The organism is Pseudomonas sp. 20-5 (genome assembly GCF_056782835.1).
On the sequence record NZ_CM165584.1, the window covers coordinates 216352 to 234056 of the forward strand.

Sequence of the window (17705 nt, forward strand, 5' to 3'; positions counted from 1 at the left end):
GCTTCATGAACAACAAGACCCTATGCCCTTCGCTCTTGCTCTGCCTTTCGCTGCTCGCACCGCTGTCTTGTCTCGGGGAGACCGCCGCCGCGCCCTATCCGCTGGCCCACCCACCGCGCCTGGCCGACTACCTTCCGCCGCCGCCGGCGGCGGACTCGGCTGCGGCCGTCGCCGATCTCGGCGCGGTGCTGGAGGCGCAACGCCTGCGCACGCCCGAACAGGTACGCCGGGTACGCGCCCACGACCAGTGGGAGGACAACGTCTTCCCCTTCGCCGGCGACCTGCTGGGCGCCTCGTTCGACAAGGAACGCCTGCCGCTGACCCGGAGCTTCTTCAACCGCGCCCAGGAAAACCTGGTCGAGGTGCTGATGCCGGCGAAGAAGCACTTCGCCCGCCCGCGTCCCTACGAAGTGACACCGAAGGTGAAGCCGGTGCTGCCGCCGCCGGAGGGGGAGTCCTATCCCAGCGGCCACACCATGGACAGCTACTTCAAGGCCTCGCTGCTGAGCATGCTGGTGCCGGAGCATCACGATGCGTTCTTCGCTCGCGCCGAGGAGCATGCGCAGAGCCGGGTGCTGGCCGGCGTGCACTTCCCCAGCGACCTGGAAGGCGGGCAGACCGCCGCCGCGGCGCTGGTGGCGAGCCTGCTGGCCGATCCGGCGGTGGCCGCCGACTTTGCCGCGGTGCGCGAGGAGCTGCGCGGCGCGCTGGGGTTGCCGAAACTCCAGTAGAGGAAGGGAAACCGCGCGGCGGCTCAGGCCGCCGCGTGTTGCGCCTGGTCCAGTTCCACCAGCGTCTCGATCATCGCCTTGGCCGCTGCCGAAAGCCGGTAGCCGCTGCGGCTGATGATGCCGCAGCGGGCGCTGAGGCTATCCAGGTTCTGCGGCAGGTTGCGCCACTGTAGCGGTTGCAGTTCGCCGCGCTGCAGGTAGGGGCGCAGGGTCTCGTCGCTGGCGATGCCGATGGCGTCGGTCTGGCGGACGATGCGGATCAGCGCGTGCATGTTCTCGCAGCGGATGTTGGCGGCGAAGTCGATCTTGCCGCTGAGGTTCGCCAGCAGCTTGCGGATGCCCGGGGGAATCAGGGTCGAGGCCAGCGGGTAGTTGAACAGGTCGTTGGTGGACAGGCTGTCCTTGCCCAGCAGCGGATGTTGCGGACGGCAGAAGAACTGGCCGCGGCGCGGGGTCAGCGGGCGCGTCTGGAAGTTCGGGTCGGCCTCGAAGTCGCGGATGTCGGCGACGAAGAATTCGATCTCTTCGCGGAGCAGGGAGCGGCTGAGCTTTTCCCAGTTGTCCACGTCCAGGCTGATCTGCACCCGCGGGTGGCGGTTGATGAAGTCGGCCACCGCGTCCGGCACCAGTTGCTGGGCCGGCGCCGGCCCGCTGCCGAAGCGCAGCTCGCCGGCATCCAGCTTGTTCAACTGGGCGATCTCGTGGATCAGGTTGGCCGACCCCTGCACCAGGCTCAGCGCGTGTTGCAGCACCACCTGGCCTTCCGGCGTCGGGCGCAGGTCCTTGCTGCCACGGTCCACCAACTGGCAGCCAAGCTCCTGCTCCAGGCCCTGGATGCTGCGGCTGAAGGCCGGCTGGGTGATGCCCATGGCGTCCGCCGCGCGGACGAAACTGCGGTGTTCGGCGAGGGCAATGAAGTAACGCAGTTGGCGCAGATCCATGATGCTTTACCGGCATTGGAAATATTGGACAAAGGCATTTGCCGTTCGGGATGTGCTGGTTTTAAATGCAAGCTCTTATTCCGTCAACAAAGAACAAATTAGAAAAATATGCGATTTAGTAATAAGCATAGATAGACCCCAGGAGCTGAACATGGTCCACCGTGCCTTTGCCGCGCCACCTCCGCCGTTCCGAATGCCCTTCCGCGTCGCCGGCGGCTGTCGTCCCTGACAGTCGCCCGGGGCTGAGCCGTCCGCCGCCCCCCCTTCGAACCTTTCGCCAGATCGCTGCCTTGCGCGGCATGGCCGCCTGCTGCCTGCGTCCGGCTGTGCCGGAACTGAGGACATTCACGATGAAGTATCACTACCGCTTGCCGCTCCGCCGAACGCCGCCCGGCGGCTCCGACTACGCCCTGGCCCTGCTGCTCGCCCTCGGCGGTGCGTTGCCGGCCAGTGCCGCCGATGCTCCCGCGCCCGCCGAGGAGGCGCCGCCGCTGGCCGGCAGCGCACCGGCCAAGGCCGATACGGCCCTGGGCAAGGTTACCGTCACCGCGCGTCGCCGCGAGGAGGATTCGCAGAAGGTACCGACGCCGATCACCGTGCTCGGCGGCGAGACTCTCGAGGCCCAGCGCATCTCCCGGGTGCAGGACCTGCAGCAGGTGCTGCCCAGCGTCAATGTCGCCTACATCCATGCGCGGCAGTCGAGCGTCGCCGTGCGCGGCATCGGCAACAACCCCGCCAGCGACGGCCTGGAAGGCAGCGCCGGGATCTACCTCGACAACGTCTACCTGGGGCGCCCGGGAATGGCCGTGTTCGACCTGCTGGACATCGAGCAACTGGAGCTGCTGCGCGGTCCGCAGGGCACTCTGTTCGGCAAGAACACCACCGCCGGGGTGCTGAACATCAGCACCCGCGCGCCGACCTTCACTACCGAGCGCACCGTCGAGGTCTCCGGCGGGCAGGATGGCTACTTCCAGGGCCGCGGCACGGTTTCCGGGCCGCTCGGCGAAACCCTCGCCGGACGCCTCTCGGCCTATCGCACCCGCGACGACGGCTACATCAAGAACATCCACGACGACAACTATCTCAACGGCGGCGAGCGCCAGGGCGCGCGCGGGCAATTGCTGTTCGAGCCGAACGAGGACTTCAGCCTGCGCTGGATCGCCGACTACAACGAGGAGGATTCGAGCAACGGCAGCATGGTGGTCTACGGCGGCGCCGAGCGTTTCTGGCAGCGCGCCGCGCTGGTCGGCGCTTCGCCGTTGCGCGATCCGCAGCGCAGGAAGGTCAACATCAACGGCCGCCAGCACGTCAGCGTGCACCAGGGCGGCAGCTCGCTGGAGGCCAACTGGAACCTCGCCGGCGGCTACCGCCTGACCTCCATCAGCGCCTACCGCTACTGGCACTTCACCCCGGCCAACGACGAGCAACTGAACGTCTCGGCGATCAACGACACCGGGGTGGAAGTGCACGACCGGCAGTTCTCCCAGGAGATCCGCCTGGCCTCGCCCACCGGCGGTGCCTTCGACTACGTGGTGGGCGCCTACGCGTTCAGGCAGAACCTCGGCAACAAGACCTTCACCTCCTACGGACCGTTGGCCGACCTGTACCTGCTCGGCGCCAATCTCGGCGCGCTGAACGACACCTACTCGAAGGCCAACGGCAAGATCGAGACCGACAGCTTCGCGCTGTTCGCCCAGGGCACCTGGCACCTCACCGAACGCCTGGACTTCACCGCCGGCCTGCGCGGTACCTACGAGGAGAAGAACGCCAAGGTCGAGCGCTTCGCTCCGCTGGGCGGCGCGGCGGTCGGCGGGGTCGGCGCGGCGGTGCGCAACGGCCAGCTCGGCGCCTACGATTCCGGCGATCTCAGCCAGTACAACTTCGCCCCTTCGGCGTTGCTCAGCCTCAGCTACCAGTTCAGCGACGACCTGCTCGGCTACGCCAGCCTGTCCCACGGCGAGAAGTCCGGCGGGGTCAACCTGGCGGTGGGCAGCGCACCGAGCGCCGGCGCCGATTCGCTGCTGGTCGGACCGGAGCGCGCCAACGACGCCGAGCTGGGCCTGAAGAGCACGCTCTTCGACCGGCGCCTGCTGCTCAACGCCAACCTGTTCTGGACCGGCATCCACGGCTACCAGGCCACCACCCTGTACCAGGCGCCGGGCTCGACCCAGTTGGTGCAGGTGCTGGCCAACGCCGGCAGCGTGCGCTCGCGTGGTCTGGAGTTCGAGGCCACCGCGCTGCCGTTGCGCGGCCTGACCCTGAACTTCAACGGCTCCTATAACGACGTCACCTACCTGTCGTTCAAGGATGCCCCGTGCCCTGCGGAAGTCAGCACCCGGCCCGGCGCGCCGAGCAGTTGCGACCTCACCGGGCAGCGCGTGGTCGGCGCCTCGAAATGGATCGCCAATCTCAATGGCGAATACCAGTGGCGCCTCGACGACCGCTTCCAACCCTACGTCAGCGCCAGCTACGCCTACCGCTCCGCCGCCGAGGGCACGCTGGACAACTCCGACCTTTCGAAGATCGACGGCTACGCCCTGGTGAACCTCGCCGCCGGTCTGCGCAGCGATCTCGGCGACGGCCAACTGGACACCTCGGTATGGCTGAAGAACGCCTTCGACAAGGACTACTACCTGAGCGCCTTCGCCAGCATCAACGGCTCCTACACCGCATCGGTGGGGCAGCCGCGCACGCTCGGCGTATCGCTGCGCTACGACTTCTGAGCCTTCACCCACGCAGTACCCCACGCATGAGGAACATGACATGAGCAATGCAGCACAAGCCCTCGCCACGCCGGTACGGCTCGACGTCCGGCCGGTCGCCGGACGGATCGGCGCGGAGATTCGCGGCGTGACCCTGTCCGGCGAACTGGACGCCGCCACCGTCGAGGCGATCCAGGCCGCCCTGGTACGCCACAAGGTGATCTTCTTCCGGGACCAGAGCCATCTCGACGACCAGACCCAGGAGGCCTTCGCCCACTTGCTCGGCGAACCGGTCGCCCACCCCACCGTGCCGTCCCGCGAAGGCACCCGCTTCCTCCTCGAGCTGGATGGCGCCGAAGGCCGCCGGGCCAACTCCTGGCATACCGACGTGACCTTCGTCGAGGCCTACCCGAAGGCCTCGATCCTGCGCAGCGTGGTGGCCCCGGAGTCCGGCGGCGACACCGTCTGGGCCAACACGGCGAGCGCCTACGCCGACCTGCCGGCGGAGCTGCGCGAGCTGGCCGACCGGCTCTGGGCGGTGCACAGCAACGAGTACGACTACGCCGGGGTCAAGCCCAGCGCCTCGGTGGAGCAGTTGGAGAACTACCGCAAGGTGTTCACCTCGACCGTCTACGAGACCGAGCACCCGGTGGTCCGCGTGCATCCGCAAAGCGGCGAGCGGACGCTGCTCCTCGGCCACTTCGTGAAACGCCTGAAGGGTCTTTCGCAGCATGACTCGGCGCATCTCTTCGCGGTGCTGCAGGGGCACGTCACGCGCCTGGAGAACACCGTGCGCTGGCGCTGGCAGGCCGGCGACGTGGCGATCTGGGACAACCGCGCGACCCAGCACTACGCGATCGACGACTACGGCGACCAGCCGCGCGTGGTGCGCCGGGTGACCCTCGGCGGCGACGTGCCGGTAGGCATCGACGGGCAACGCAGCCGGACGATCCGGAAGGCATGACGGACCCGGCCCTCTCCTCGCCGGGGAGGGCGACCACAGGCAGAACGAACCCGCGAGGCCCCCTTACATGAGCCAATCCGCCACCGCCCGGCAACCCGAACCCGAGGTCGCCGAGGCATTCCGCATCACCCCCCTGGAGGCGCCGCTGGGCGCCGAAGTCCGTGGCCTCGACGCGCGCCGGCCGCTGGCGCCGGAGCAGGTCCTGGCGCTCAAGCAGGCGCTGCGCGAGCACCACATCCTGGTGTTCCGCCAGCAGCACCTCGACGATGAGCAGTACTTGCGCTTCGCCACCCTGTTCGGCTCGGTGTTCCAGCCGCCGGCGGACATCCCGGTGCTGTCCTCGGGTGGCGACGGCAAGGTGCCGGACATCGTCAAGGTGGCCAACACCGGCGACGGCGAACTGGGCAACTTCGCCCTGCCGGCACACATCGACCACCAATGGACGCCGGTGCCGTCCTCCGGCTCGTTCCTCTACGCACTGGAGGTGCCGTCCAGTGGCGGCGAGACGCGCTTCACCAACCTGGCGCGCGCCTACGAGAGCCTCGACGAGGCGACCCGGCGCGAGATCGATGGCCTGCGCCTGATCAACTACAACCCCTTCATCCGCCTGCGCGAGGGCGGCTACGGCGGCGGTTTCGCCACCTACCGCACGCCGGACATCGAACCGATCCAGGGCAGCGAGCACCCGCTGGTACGCACCCACCCGGAAAGCGGCCGGCGCGTACTGTTCCTCAGCGCCCACACCGAGGTGGAGATTCCCGGCTACGACCCCGCGCGGGGCCAGGCGCTGATCGGTCGCCTGCGCGAACATCTGGCGCGCCCGGAACTGAGCTACAGCCACGCCTGGTCGGTGGGCGACATCGTCTGGTGGGACAACCAGGCCGTGCTGCATGCGCGCAACGCCTTCCCGGCCAGCGAGCGGCGGCGCCTGAAGCGCATCAGCCTGGCGGGCAGCCGTCCGTTCTGAGCCGGCATCCCCCAGCGTGCGCCGGCTCCTCCGTTGCCGACCGGCGTAGGTCGCTGCGCGCCGCTCTGGCGAGCCCCTTCCGTTCCGGCGAATAGCTAGCAGAACTGCGACATGCTGTCGCAGTTCTGCCATTTCTTCGCGTCTATCCTGCCCATAGGGCAATTCGCCTTTGGTCTAACGAGCTGGCCTGCAGCGCCCATGGAAAGGCGATCCTGACTTTGTAGTCAAAGTTTTGCTTTGCTACTTTGGCCAGGCATCAGGGATTGCTGATACAGCGTATTAAAAACATTAATTACCCCGCCATTCCGCGGCGCTGGCAGGATATTTTCCCGTCGAAGCCGTAGCGGCTTGACCTGATAGCCGGTCATTCACGGCAGGGATGTCATATTCTCGCGCGGGCTTCCCCGGATAGGCTGCACGCCAGTCAGGACGCGCCCGGCGGTGATGGGCGGGAATTGTTGGTCGGTTTATGACTTGTAGTTTCTCTGTCGTATGCCTTCAGAACTTGTTGAAGGCTTTTCGGCTCGATTGCACAATGCCGCGCCAAGGTTCGTTCGCGAATCGCGGTATGTGAGCTAGACCTCCGCAGCCGGTGCGCCATCCGCAGTGCCCCGGACTACTCGACAATCACGCAGGAGATTCGTGAGTGCAGATCGGTGTCCCCCTCGAGACCCATGCCGGTGAGACGCGGGTTTCCGCCACCCCGGAAACCGTCAAGAAGCTGATCGGCCAAGGCCACCAGGTGATCGTCCAGAGCGGCGCCGGCGTCAACGCCAGCCAGCCGGACAGTGCCTATGAAGCCGCCGGCGCGACGATCGGCAGCGCCGCCGAGGCCTTCGGCGCCGACCTGGTGCTGAAGGTGGTCGCGCCCAGCGCCGCCGAGCTGGCCCAGATGAAAAGCGGTGCCGTGCTGGTCGGCATGCTCAACCCCTTCGACAACGAGAACATCGCCCGCATGGCCGAGCGCGGCATCACCGCCTTCGCCCTCGAGGCCGCGCCGCGTACCTCGCGGGCGCAGAGCCTGGACGTGCTCTCCTCGCAGGCCAACATCGCCGGCTACAAGGCGGTGATGCTCGCCGCCAACCACTACCCGCGCTTCATGCCGATGCTGATGACCGCCGCCGGCACCGTGAAGGCCGCCCGCGTGCTGATCCTCGGCGCCGGCGTCGCCGGCCTGCAGGCGATCGCCACGGCCAAGCGCCTGGGCGCGGTGATCGAGGCTTCCGACGTGCGTCCGGCGGTGAAGGAGCAGATCGAGTCGCTCGGCGCCAAGTTCGTCGACGTGCCCTACGAGACCGACGAAGAGCGCGAGTGCGCCGAAGGCGTCGGCGGCTACGCGCGGCCGATGCCGGCCTCGTGGATGGAGCGCCAGGCCAAGGCCGTGCACGAGCGCGCCAAGCAGTCGGACATCGTCATCACCACCGCGCTGATCCCCGGCCGCAAGGCGCCGACGCTGCTGCACGAGGCGACCGTGGCGGAGATGAAGCCGGGCTCGGTGGTCATCGACCTGGCCGCCGCCCAGGGCGGCAACTGCCCGCTGACCGAGGCCGACCAGGTCGTGGTCCGGCACGGCGTGACCATCGTCGGCCACAGCAACCTGGCCGCGCTGGTACCGGCGGACGCCTCGGCGCTGTACGCGCGCAACATCCTCGATTTCCTCAAGCTCACCCTGAACGCCGAAGGCTTCAGCGTGAACCTCGAGGACGACATCGTCGCCGCCTGCCTGATGTGCCGCGACGGCCAGGCGGTGCGCAAGAACGGCTGAGCCGCTGCGTCGGGAAGCTTCGATAACGATAAATGCGCACGCCTCGCGCCTGCGCCCTGAAGACCGGTGAAAACGATGGATATCATTTCTGACGGGATCTACAACCTGATCATCTTCGTGCTGGCCGTGTACGTCGGCTACCACGTGGTATGGAACGTCACCCCTGCCTTGCACACCCCGCTGATGGCGGTGACCAACGCGATTTCCGCGATCGTCATCGTCGGCGCCATGCTCGCCGCCGCCCTGACCGTGACCCCGCTGGGCAAGGCCATGGGCACCCTCGCCGTGGCCCTGGCCGCGGTCAATGTGTTCGGTGGCTTCCTGGTCACCCGGCGCATGCTGGAAATGTTCAAGAAGAAAGCGCCGAAGGCGGGGGGCCACTGATGAGCATGAACCTGGTCACCCTCCTGTACCTCATCGCCTCGGTCTGCTTCATCCAGGCCCTGAAAGGCCTGTCGCACCCGACCACCTCGCGCCGCGGCAACCTCTTCGGCATGGTCGGCATGGCCATCGCCGTGGCCACCACCGTCGGCCTGGTGTTCAAGCTGGGCGCGGAGATCGCCACCACCGGCGTCGGCTACATCGTCGTCGGCCTGCTGGTCGGCGGTACCGCCGGCTCGATCATGGCCAAGCGCGTCGAGATGACCAAGATGCCCGAGCTGGTCGCCTTCATGCACAGCATGATCGGCCTGGCCGCGGTGTTCATCGCCATCGCCGCGGTGGTCGAGCCGCAGTCGCTGGGGATCGTCGCGCACCTGGGCGACACCATTCCCACCGGCAACCGCCTGGAGCTGTTCCTCGGCGCGGCCATCGGCGCCATCACCTTCTCCGGTTCGGTGATCGCCTTCGGCAAGCTCTCCGGCAAGTACAAGTTCCGCCTGTTCCAGGGCACCCCGGTGCAGTTCTCCGGGCAGCACCTGCTGAACCTGGTGCTCGGCCTGGCAACCCTCGGCCTGGGCCTGGTGTTCATGTTCACCGGCAACCTCACCGCCTTCGCCGTGATGCTGGCGCTGGCCTTCGTCCTCGGCGTGCTGATCATCATCCCCATCGGCGGCGCCGACATGCCGGTGGTGGTGTCGATGCTCAACTCCTATTCCGGCTGGGCCGCGGCGGGTATCGGCTTCTCGCTGAACAACTCGATGCTGATCATCGCCGGCTCGCTGGTCGGCTCCTCGGGCGCGATCCTCTCCTACATCATGTGCAAGGCGATGAACCGCTCGTTCTTCAACGTCATCCTCGGCGGCTTCGGCGCCGAAGCCGACGCCGGCGGCCCGGCGGGCTCCAAGGAGCAGCGTCCGGTGAAGTCCGGTTCAGCCGACGATGCCTCGTTCCTGCTGACCAACGCCGACAGCGTGATCATCGTCCCCGGCTACGGCCTGGCGGTGGCCCGTGCCCAGCACGCGCTGATGGAACTGGCGGAGAAGCTGACCCATCGCGGGGTCACCGTGAAGTTCGCCATCCACCCGGTCGCCGGGCGCATGCCGGGGCACATGAACGTGCTGCTGGCCGAGGCCGAGGTGCCCTACGAGCAGGTGTTCGAGATGGAGGACATCAACTCCGAGTTCGGCCAGACCGACGTGGTCCTGGTGCTCGGTGCCAACGACGTGGTCAACCCGGCGGCGAAGAACGATCCGAAGTCGCCCATCGCCGGCATGCCGATCCTCGAGGCCTACAAGGCCAAGACCGTGATCGTCAACAAGCGCTCCATGGCCAGCGGCTACGCCGGCCTGGACAACGAGCTGTTCTACCTGGACAAGACCATGATGGTGTTCGGCGACGCCAAGAAAGTCATCGAAGACATGGTCAAGGCGGTGGAGTGATTCCCCGCTGAGTCCACCAGAACCCCGGCCCAGGCCGGGGTTTTTCGTTTTCGCGGGTTGTCCGCGCAGCGTTCTCCGCCGCTTCCAACGGCGAAAACACCAGCCTTTCAGGAATATTTTTCATGCCCGCAAGGCATGGGTTTTTCGTCGGATCGCTGTAGCCCGCCAACCACGCGGCCTGTGGCGACAGGGGCGAAACCCATAGCTCCAGAAGTTATTTCCATAACAAAAATAATTACTTCAGGCGCTAAGCCTCCTTGCCAATCATGCAACTCCCTGCGCCGCTAGGACTCCAGCACGGACCTGAGCGGCCATCGAGTTCGTCAGTGCAAGGAGCTTTTCATGGCAACACCCCAGCCCGTCGATGCCCGCACGCAGCCCTGGCGCGAGACGTCCGGCGGCGACCTGGTGGCGCTCGGTCGGCCGGTTCGCCAGGCGTTGCACCTGGTTCGCCACAACCCGGCACAGGGTCGGGTGCTCAGCCGGCGCGAGACGATCCTGCTGGTCCTGTTCGCCCTGACCCTGCACGGAGCGGTGATCCATTGGCTGAGCCAGCAGAGAACCCCGGCGCTGCCCGAGGTGCCGCCACAGGTGCCGCCGATGACCATCGAGTTCACCGCCTCGGCGCCGCCGGTGGTGGAACCGCCGCCGCCCGAGCCGTTGCCGCCGGTGGTCGAGGAACCGCCACCGCCGGTGGTCGACGAGAACGCGGTGAAGCCGCCGCCGCCGAAGCCGGTGCCAAAGCCGAAACCCAAGCCCAAGCCGCAACCCCGGCCCAAGCCGGCGCCGAAGGCCGTCGAGCCGGCTCCGCCCGCGCCGCCGCAACCCGCCGCGCCACCCGCCCCGCCGGCGCCGGCCGCCGCCCCGGCGCCGCTGACGCCGCCGTCGGCGAACGCCGGCTACCTGCACAACCCGGCGCCGGAATACCCCGCCCTGGCCATGCGCCGCGGCTGGGAGGGCACCGTGCTGTTGCGGGTGCATGTCCTCGCCAGCGGCAGCCCGAGCGAGATCCAGGTGCAGAAGTCGAGCGGACGCGAAGCCCTCGACCAGGCCGCGGTGAAAGCGGTCAAGCGCTGGTCCTTCGTTCCCGCCAAGCGCGGCGACAAGGCCGAGGACGGCTGGGTCAGCGTACCGATCGATTTCAAGTTGAACTGAATCTGCAGCGTCACGAGGAGCATCCGTCATGAGTCTGTTAACCACCCCGCTCGAATCCGTCGAAGGCGCCGTCATCTGGCTGCTGGTCGGCTTTTCCGTGGTCACCTGGGGCCTGGCCCTGGTCAAGGGCGTGCAGTTCGCCCGGCAGAAGCGCCAGGACCGCCAGTTCCAGAAGCAGTTCTGGAGCGCCACCAGCCTCGACTCCGCCGGCGAGCAGGCGCAGGACAAGCAGGGCGCCGGCGCCCGCGTGGCCCAGGCCGGCTTCGCCGCGATCCAGGTGCAGGACAACGGCCAGCCCGACCTGGCCCAGTCGATCAACCACCAGGACCGTCTCGAACGCGCCCTGCGCCAGCAGATCCAGCGCGAGCGGCGTTCCCTGGAGTCGGGCCTGGCGGTGCTCGCCTCGATCGGCTCGACCTCGCCCTTCATCGGTCTGTTCGGCACCGTCTGGGGCATCATGGAGGCGCTCAAGGGGATCAGCGCGGCCGGCTCGGCGAGCCTGGAGACCGTGGCCGGGCCGATCGGCAGCGCGCTGATCGCCACCGGCGTGGGAATCGCCGTCGCGGTGCCGGCGGTGCTGGTCTACAACTACTTCCTGCGGCGCCTGAAGCTGACCGCCGCCGACCTCGACGACTTCGCCCACGACTTCTACAGCCTGGCGCAGAAGAGCGCGTTCCGCGTCATCGTCCATCCCTCCGCCGCGCGCCAGGCCGGCAACCCCTCGCGCAACGTGAAGGAGGCGTCCTGACATGGCCTTCTCGACCCAGGACAGCGACGAAGTCCTTTCCGAAATCAACGTCACCCCGCTGGTCGACGTGATGCTGGTGCTGCTGGTGGTGTTCATCGTCACCGCGCCGCTGCTGACCAACTCGATCCCGATCAACCTGCCGAAGACCGAATCGGTGGCCCCGCCGGAGCAGAAGGATCCCCTGGTGGTGAGCATCGATGGCGCCGGCAAGCTGTTCGTCAACAAGGACGAGATCCAGCCGGAGCTGCTGGAGAGCAACCTGGCCGCGGCCAAGGCGAAGGACGCCGAGGTCCGCGTGCAGTTGCAGGCCGACGAAGGGGTGAACTACGGCCAGGTGGCGAAGGCCATGGCTTCCATCGAGCGCGCCGGGATCACCAGGCTGGCGGTGATCACCGCACGCTGAAGCGAATCCACGCCGTCCGGCGCAGGCCGGGCGGGCAACGGTTTCGACCGCTCCGATCCGGGCAGGGGAGAGCGGTCTTTTTTATTCCGCATGGACGCTCCTCGGGCGTGTCCGCCGAGGCCGGGCTCGCGAATGCGTCGCGCACCCTGTCCGGCGCTCGCACGTCCCACGCCTGGGCGCTCAGGCCTGGCGTGCCGGCGCCTCCTGCTCCTTGGCGTCCTCCGTTCCTTCGACTTCCCATTCACCGGCCCAGTCCTCGCCGAACAGTTCGCTGGGATGCTGGGTGCGGCTGGCGCCGTTGCCGCACCCCATAGATTCCGCCGAGCAATAGCGGTCGCAACCCCAGCAGATGCGCTCCGGATGGCTGGGATGGAGAGGAAATTTCTTGGCCATGATCCTGTCCCGATACCTGATGCCTGCGCTCAGGTATACCGCCGATGGCTTGCGCCGCCCAGGCGTTGCCGCGGAAAAGTGGCTTCGGCTTGCGCTGGATCAACTCGATTGGCATATATGTATTAATAGAATATTAAAATTGCTTTTTATTCCTTAGATAAAAAAGGCTACGCCCTTACACTTCCCTGGTGATGAATTTTTCTGGAGGGATCTCCATGCACAGCGAACGCGTCCGTTATGTGTTGGTGCCCGGTTGGTACGGCTCGGAAGACGCCCATTGGCAAAGTCACTGGCAGCGCGCGCTGCCCAATGCCTCACGGGTCGAGCAACAGGACTGGATCACCCCGCTGCGCGCCGACTGGATCGCCGAGCTGGACGCCGAGATCCGCCGCCAGCCCGGGCCGGTGGTGCTGATCGCGCACAGCCTGGGTTGTGTGACAGTGGCGCTGTGGGCGGCCCAGGCCGAGCGCCGGGTGCGCGACCAGGTACGCGGCGCCCTGCTGGTGGCGCCGGCCGACGTCGAGCGCGAGAGCTGCGCCGAGGCGCTGCGCAACTTCGCGCCGATCAGCCGCGAGCCGTTGCCGTTCCCCAGCGTGCTGGTGGGTTCCGACAACGACCAGGCCTGCAGCCCGCAGCGCGCCATGCACCTGGCCCGCGCCTGGGGCGCGGAGACGGTGATCCTGCCCGAGGCCGGGCACATCAACGTGAAGTCCGGCCACGGCGCCTGGGAGGCCGGCTACCGTCACCTGTTCCGCTTGCAGTACCTGATCGACAGCCAGGCTCGTCGCCGCGCCTGAGGCCACTTCAGTTCGCCAGCAGCGGCGACGGCTGGCGCTCGAACCAGCGGCTGGCCCGCTCGTAGGCGTGGGCCAGTTGCAGTACCGCGAAGTCGGCCTGGTGCGGACCGATGATTTGCAGGCCCATCGGCAGTCCCTCGGCATTGAAGCCCGCCTGCACGTTGGCCACCGGGCAGCCGGACAGGCTGCCGGGAACCACCACTTCCATCCAGCGGTGGTAGGTGTCCATTGCCACGCCTTCGATGCTGCGCGGCCAGGGGGTTTCCTTGGCGAAGGGAAATACCTGCGCGCTGGGCAGCAACAGGTAGTCGTAGCGCTCGAACAGCCGGCCGATGGCGCGATACCAGTCGCTGCGGATGACCGACGCGCGAAAGACCGCGTCGGCGCCCAGGCGCAGCCCGTTCTCCACCTCCCAGAGCGCTTCCGGCTTCAGCAGGGCACGCTTCGCCGGATCGGCATGCACGCCGCCGAGCGAGCCGGCCACCAGCCAGTGGCGCAAGGTGCGCCAGCATTCCCAGAGGCGCTCCGGGGCGAAGCCGAGGTTCGCTTCTTCGATCTCGCAGCCGAGGCTGCGGAAATCGCCTAGCGCGCGCTGGCACATTTGGAGGATGCCGTCCTGCATAGGCAGGTAGCCGTCGAGGTCGCCCAGCCAGCCCAGCCGGGTGCCTTCGAAATCGCGCTCCAGCGGTGCGGCGAACCGCGCGCCGGGTTCGGCGATGGATAGCGGCGCGCGGCGATCGGCGCCGGCCTGCACCGAGAGCAGCAGGGCGGTGTCGCGCACGCTGCGGCCCATCGGGCCTTCGTAGCCGAGCTGGTCGAAGAACAGGTCGGCGCTGTCGTCGAACGGTACGCGGCCTTGGGAAGGGCGGAAGCCGATGACGTTGTTGAAGGCCGCCGGGTTGCGCAGCGAGCCCATCATGTCGCTGCCGTCGGCCACCGGTACCAGGTGCAGCGCGAGGGCAGCGGCGGCTCCGCCGCTGCTGCCGCCGGCGCTGAGGCGTTCGTCGTAGGCGCAGGCGGTGGCGCCGAACAGTGGGTTGTAGGTCTGCGAGCCGAGGCCGAACTCGGGGGTGTTGGTCTTGCCGATGAGGATCGCGCCGGCGGCCCTGATCCGCTCCACCATGATCCCGTCGCGCTCGGGAATGTAGTCGCGGTACAGCGGCGAGCCGAGGGTGGTGCGGATGCCGCGGGTCAGCGACAGGTCCTTGATGGCATGTGGCAGACCGTGCATCCAGCCACGCCATTCGCCACGGGCGAGTTCGCCGTCGCGCGCGTCCGCCTCTTCCAGCAGGCGTTCCGCCGGCAGCAGGCTGACCAGGGCGTTGACCCGTGGGTTGAAGCGCTCGATATGCGCCAGGTAGGCCTGCATCACCTCGCGGCAGGACACCTGGCGCAGGCGGATGCGTTCGGCAAGCTGGTGGGCCTGGAGCAGGACCAGCTCGTTGATCGGAGGGTTGGGCTTCATCGGGGTTGGGCCTTGGCAGTCGAGAAGGGGCGCCCCTATGCCAGGGGCGCGAAACGGCGCTGCGCTCAGCGCATCAGGTTGGTCCACAGGCGGTCGGCGAGGCGGATCGCGTCTTCGCCGCAGGTCTGGCTGAACACCACGCGGGTACCGGCGGGGACGTGCAGCTCCGGGGCGTCCTTGAGACTGGCGTCGAGGTAGGGCTCGACGCCCTTCACCGGGCTCTGGTGCTTGAGGAAGTTCTGGGTCAGCGCGGCGTTCTCCGGCTGAGCGAGGAAGGCGATGAAGCGCCGCGCGTTGTCCGGGTTGCGGCTGCCGCGCGGGATTACCAGGTTGTCCACCCAGGCCAGCACGCCTTCCTTCGGATACAGGTACTTCAGGCTCGGCTTGAGTTCGCGCGCACGCATCGACGAGCCGCCCCAGAACATCGACATGTCCACCTCGCCTGCGGCGAGGTTCTCGCGGATCGAGCCGGCCTTGGAGCTGTAGGTCTTGACGAAGGGTTTCTGCGCCTTGAGCAGTTCGAGGACGCGCTGCATCTGCTTCGGGTCCGCGCTACAGAGCGGGATGCCCAGGTACAGGCTGGCCATGTCGACCACCTCGCTCACCGAGTCGAACATGTTGATCCGACCGCGCAGTTCTTCCGGCGGCTGGTAGAGCACCGCGTAGCTGTCGGCCGGGCCGGCGTAGCGCGCGCCATCCAGCACCACGCTGGTGGTGCCCCAGATGAAGGGCACGCTGTAGGCGCCCTCCGGGTCCCAGGCGGGCTTCTTCAGGTTGTCGAGCAGGTTGGCGTAGTACGGCTCGGCGGCCGGGTCGAAGCGCTCGAGCAATGCTTCCTTGACCAGGATCGGAACGAACTGCTGCGAAGGAATCGCCACGTCGTAGCCGGCGCCGCCCTGCTTGAGCTTGGCCAGCAGGGTTTCGTTGGAGTCATAGGAGTCCACCGTGACGCGGATGCCGCTTTCCTTCTCGAATTTCTCCAGCAACTGCGGCGAGAAGTAGCCGCTCCAGCTGACTACGTTGAGTTGCCCGGCGGCCTGGGCGCTGCCGCCCAGGGCCAGGGTGAGGCCGAGGCCGATGCTTGCGATCCGTTGATGCATGGGGATTTCTCCGACGTAGGGCTCAGGCGCGTGGCTTGCCGAGCAGGTAGGAAAGGCTGACGAAGATCACGGAGACGCCGAGGATCAACGTCGACACGGCGTTGACGTCGGGCGTGACGCCCATCCGCAGCAGTCCGAAGATGAAGATCGGCAGGGTGGTGGTGCCGGCCTGCGAGACCATCATCGAGATCACGAAGTTGTCCAGCGAGACGATGAAGGCGAGCATCAGGCCGGAGAAGATGCCCGGCGCCAGCAGCGGCAGCGTCACCTTGCGCAGGGTCCGCCACGGACCGGCGTAGAGGTCGGCGGCGGCCTGCTCCAGGGAAAGGTCCATGTCATCCAGGCGGGCACGGATCGGCAGGTAGGCGAACGGGATGCAGAACACCGTGTGGGCGATGATCAGGTTGCCGTAGCCGAGAGACAGCCCGACGGTGGAAAACAGCGCCAGGGTGGCGACCCCGACCACGATTTCCGGCAGCACCAGGGGCAGCATGATCGCTCCCATCGACAGGCGCAGGCCCCTGAACTTCGCCCCACGCGAGGTGCCGAGGGCGGCCAGGGTGGCGATCGCGGTGGCCGCGGCGCTGGCGCACACGGCGATCAGCAGGCTGTTGCCGGCGGCCTGGCGCAGCGCCTGGTTGGCGAAGGCGGCGCGGTACCAGTCGAGGCTGAAGCCGGTCCAGACGGTGGCCGACTGGTTGGCGTTGAAGGAGTACACCACCAGCACCAGGATCGGCGCGTACAGGTACAGGTAGAACAACAAGCTGAAGGCACCGAAGCCGGGGAAGTCCTGGACGTTATGGCGGCTGCCTTTCCACAGGCGCGCGATCATCGGCCCATCCCCCGTGCGAGACGTTCGGCGCGCCAGGCGTAGACGGTCAGGATCAGCATCACCGCGGCCATCAGCACCAGCGACAGGGCGGCGCCGAACGGCCAGTTCCGGGCGTCGGCGAACTGCCGGAAAATCAGGTTGCCAAGCATCATGCGGGTGCCGCCGCCAAGCAGTTCCGGGGCGATCATCGCGCCCAGGCAGGGCACGAAGGTCAGGATGGCGCCGGCCAGGATGCCCGGCCGGGCGGTCGGCAGGACCACCTTGCGTAGCGTGCGCAGGCGGCCGGCGTAGAGGTCCTGGGCGGCTTCCAGCAGGCGCATGTCCATTTTCTCCAGGGTCGCGTAGATCGGCAGTACCACGAAGGGCGCGTAGGTGTAGACCAGGCCGAGCAGCACCGCGCCGTCGCTGTAGAGCAGCGGCAACGGGTGGTCGACCAGGCCGAGGCCGAGCAGGCCGTTGTTGATCACTCCGCTGCCGCGCAGCAGGAGAATCCAGGCGTAGGTGCGGATCAGCAGGTTGGCCCAGAACGGCACGGTGATCAGGAAGATCAGCAGGCCGCGCCGACGCGGCGGCTGCATGGCCAGCCAGACCGCCACCGGGAAGCCGAGCGACAGGGTGATGAGGGTGGTCAGCGCGGCGATGCCGAGCGAGCGCAGGGCGATTGTCAGGTAGGAGTCGGCGAAGGCCAGGCTGTCGTCCATCTGCCGTTCGAAGAGCAGGGATACGTACGCCTCGCCGCTGAAGGCCCGGTCGACCCCGCCATAGGGGTTGGCCTCCATCAGCGAATAGGCGGCGACGATGAGGATGGGCAACACCAGGAACAGGCCGATGGCGACCAGCGCCGGAGTGACGCCGAGGAAGCTGCGCAGGGCCTGGCGACGCTGCAAGGCTGCGCCGGGGGAAGGGATCGGATGCATGGCTG

General features: G+C 67.5%; 17 protein-coding genes. 11 read left to right on the forward strand and 6 right to left on the reverse strand.

Annotated elements, in window-relative coordinates; all coding sequences use genetic code 11:
- Nucleotides 1-5: 5 nt before the first annotated feature.
- Nucleotides 6-731, forward strand: coding sequence for an acid phosphatase (locus tag AC1RB9_RS00985; RefSeq protein WP_003083962.1), 726 nt, complete (start codon nt 6-8; stop codon nt 729-731).
- Nucleotides 732-754: 23 nt separating this feature from the next.
- Here AC1RB9_RS00985 and AC1RB9_RS00990 read toward each other — a convergent pair whose 3' ends face one another.
- Nucleotides 755-1672, reverse strand: coding sequence for a LysR family transcriptional regulator (locus AC1RB9_RS00990; RefSeq protein WP_003117232.1), 918 nt, complete (start codon nt 1670-1672; stop codon nt 755-757).
- A 350-nt stretch (nt 1673-2022) separates the two neighbouring features.
- Here AC1RB9_RS00990 and AC1RB9_RS00995 point away from each other — a divergent pair, with 350 nt between their 5' ends.
- From AC1RB9_RS00995 to AC1RB9_RS01035, 9 genes are all read left to right on the forward strand, one after another.
- Complete coding sequence (locus tag AC1RB9_RS00995) at nt 2023-4395, forward strand: TonB-dependent receptor (protein WP_003162949.1); 2373 nt, start codon at nt 2023-2025, stop codon at nt 4393-4395.
- 40 nt (nt 4396-4435) lie between these two features.
- Complete coding sequence (locus AC1RB9_RS01000) at nt 4436-5338, forward strand: TauD/TfdA dioxygenase family protein (RefSeq protein WP_003118597.1); 903 nt, start codon at nt 4436-4438, stop codon at nt 5336-5338.
- Between the two features lie 67 nt (nt 5339-5405).
- Nucleotides 5406-6305, forward strand: a complete 900-nt coding sequence (locus tag AC1RB9_RS01005) for a TauD/TfdA dioxygenase family protein (RefSeq protein WP_003112661.1) — start codon at nt 5406-5408, stop codon at nt 6303-6305.
- Nucleotides 6306-6951: 646 nt separating this feature from the next.
- Nucleotides 6952-8070, forward strand: a complete 1119-nt coding sequence (locus tag AC1RB9_RS01010) for a Re/Si-specific NAD(P)(+) transhydrogenase subunit alpha (protein WP_003083972.1) — start codon at nt 6952-6954, stop codon at nt 8068-8070.
- 75 nt (nt 8071-8145) lie between these two features.
- On the forward strand, nt 8146-8454 hold the full coding sequence (locus AC1RB9_RS01015; protein ID WP_003083974.1) for an NAD(P) transhydrogenase subunit alpha part 2: 309 nt from the start codon (nt 8146-8148) through the stop codon (nt 8452-8454).
- On the forward strand, nt 8454-9890 hold the full coding sequence (locus AC1RB9_RS01020; RefSeq protein WP_003083975.1) for an NAD(P)(+) transhydrogenase (Re/Si-specific) subunit beta: 1437 nt from the start codon (nt 8454-8456) through the stop codon (nt 9888-9890). Before AC1RB9_RS01015 ends, AC1RB9_RS01020 begins: the two co-directional genes overlap by 1 nt.
- Nucleotides 9891-10232: 342 nt before the next feature.
- On the forward strand, nt 10233-11045 hold the full coding sequence (locus tag AC1RB9_RS01025; RefSeq protein WP_033942459.1) for an energy transducer TonB: 813 nt from the start codon (nt 10233-10235) through the stop codon (nt 11043-11045).
- Between the two features lie 28 nt (nt 11046-11073).
- Nucleotides 11074-11793 (forward strand): MotA/TolQ/ExbB proton channel family protein, encoded by a 720-nt coding sequence (locus AC1RB9_RS01030; protein WP_003083979.1) that lies wholly within the window; start codon nt 11074-11076, stop codon nt 11791-11793.
- A 1-nt stretch (nt 11794) separates the two neighbouring features.
- Complete coding sequence (locus AC1RB9_RS01035; protein WP_003106175.1) at nt 11795-12196, forward strand: ExbD/TolR family protein; 402 nt, start codon at nt 11795-11797, stop codon at nt 12194-12196.
- A gap of 180 nt (nt 12197-12376) precedes the next feature.
- Here AC1RB9_RS01035 and AC1RB9_RS01040 read toward each other — a convergent pair whose 3' ends face one another.
- Entirely contained in the window at nt 12377-12589 is a 213-nt protein-coding gene (locus tag AC1RB9_RS01040; protein ID WP_003111981.1) for a DUF3079 domain-containing protein, read from the reverse strand.
- A gap of 215 nt (nt 12590-12804) precedes the next feature.
- Between AC1RB9_RS01040 and AC1RB9_RS01045 the strand changes: the two genes are divergently transcribed.
- Nucleotides 12805-13386 carry an alpha/beta hydrolase gene (locus tag AC1RB9_RS01045; RefSeq protein WP_003106176.1) on the forward strand — a complete coding sequence of 194 codons (582 nt, stop codon included), beginning with the start codon at nt 12805-12807 and terminating at the stop codon, nt 13384-13386.
- 7 nt (nt 13387-13393) lie between these two features.
- Here the strand turns inward: AC1RB9_RS01045 and AC1RB9_RS01050 are convergent, their stop codons facing one another.
- The 4 genes from AC1RB9_RS01050 to AC1RB9_RS01065 all read right to left on the reverse strand — a co-directional run bounded on the left by AC1RB9_RS01050 (nt 13394) and on the right by AC1RB9_RS01065 (nt 17700).
- Complete coding sequence (locus tag AC1RB9_RS01050; protein WP_003112664.1) at nt 13394-14851, reverse strand: amidase; 1458 nt, start codon at nt 14849-14851, stop codon at nt 13394-13396.
- A gap of 65 nt (nt 14852-14916) precedes the next feature.
- Nucleotides 14917-15951, reverse strand: a complete 1035-nt coding sequence (locus tag AC1RB9_RS01055) for an ABC transporter substrate-binding protein (RefSeq protein ID WP_003106178.1) — start codon at nt 15949-15951, stop codon at nt 14917-14919.
- A gap of 22 nt (nt 15952-15973) precedes the next feature.
- Nucleotides 15974-16783 (reverse strand): ABC transporter permease, encoded by an 810-nt coding sequence (locus AC1RB9_RS01060; protein WP_003106179.1) that lies wholly within the window; start codon nt 16781-16783, stop codon nt 15974-15976.
- Nucleotides 16780-17700, reverse strand: a complete 921-nt coding sequence (locus AC1RB9_RS01065; protein ID WP_003106180.1) for an ABC transporter permease — start codon at nt 17698-17700, stop codon at nt 16780-16782. The genes AC1RB9_RS01060 and AC1RB9_RS01065 overlap by 4 nt, the downstream gene beginning before the upstream one ends.
- Between the last annotated feature and the right edge of the window lie 5 nt (nt 17701-17705).

Bases quoted from the DNA above. Each gene is read 5' to 3' on its own strand.
- AC1RB9_RS01020 (WP_003083975.1), top strand. From the start codon at position 8,454: ATGAGCATGAACCTGGTCACCCTCCTGTACCTCATCGCCTCGGTCTGC.
- AC1RB9_RS00995 (WP_003162949.1), top strand. From the start codon at position 2,023: ATGAAGTATCACTACCGCTTGCCGCTCCGCCGAACGCCGCCCGGCGGC.
- AC1RB9_RS01045 (WP_003106176.1), top strand. From the start codon at position 12,805: ATGCACAGCGAACGCGTCCGTTATGTGTTGGTGCCCGGTTGGTACGGC.
- AC1RB9_RS01065 (WP_003106180.1), bottom strand. From the start codon at position 17,700: ATGCATCCGATCCCTTCCCCCGGCGCAGCCTTGCAGCGTCGCCAGGCC.
- AC1RB9_RS01025 (WP_033942459.1), top strand. From the start codon at position 10,233: ATGGCAACACCCCAGCCCGTCGATGCCCGCACGCAGCCCTGGCGCGAG.
- AC1RB9_RS01005 (WP_003112661.1), top strand. From the start codon at position 5,406: ATGAGCCAATCCGCCACCGCCCGGCAACCCGAACCCGAGGTCGCCGAG.
- AC1RB9_RS01030 (WP_003083979.1), top strand. From the start codon at position 11,074: ATGAGTCTGTTAACCACCCCGCTCGAATCCGTCGAAGGCGCCGTCATC.
- AC1RB9_RS00990 (WP_003117232.1), bottom strand. From the start codon at position 1,672: ATGGATCTGCGCCAACTGCGTTACTTCATTGCCCTCGCCGAACACCGC.
- AC1RB9_RS01000 (WP_003118597.1), top strand. From the start codon at position 4,436: ATGAGCAATGCAGCACAAGCCCTCGCCACGCCGGTACGGCTCGACGTC.
- AC1RB9_RS00985 (WP_003083962.1), top strand. From the start codon at position 6: ATGAACAACAAGACCCTATGCCCTTCGCTCTTGCTCTGCCTTTCGCTG.
- AC1RB9_RS01060 (WP_003106179.1), bottom strand. From the start codon at position 16,783: ATGATCGCGCGCCTGTGGAAAGGCAGCCGCCATAACGTCCAGGACTTC.
- AC1RB9_RS01050 (WP_003112664.1), bottom strand. From the start codon at position 14,851: ATGAAGCCCAACCCTCCGATCAACGAGCTGGTCCTGCTCCAGGCCCAC.
- AC1RB9_RS01040 (WP_003111981.1), bottom strand. From the start codon at position 12,589: ATGGCCAAGAAATTTCCTCTCCATCCCAGCCATCCGGAGCGCATCTGC.
- AC1RB9_RS01055 (WP_003106178.1), bottom strand. From the start codon at position 15,951: ATGCATCAACGGATCGCAAGCATCGGCCTCGGCCTCACCCTGGCCCTG.
- AC1RB9_RS01015 (WP_003083974.1), top strand. From the start codon at position 8,146: ATGGATATCATTTCTGACGGGATCTACAACCTGATCATCTTCGTGCTG.
- AC1RB9_RS01035 (WP_003106175.1), top strand. From the start codon at position 11,795: ATGGCCTTCTCGACCCAGGACAGCGACGAAGTCCTTTCCGAAATCAAC.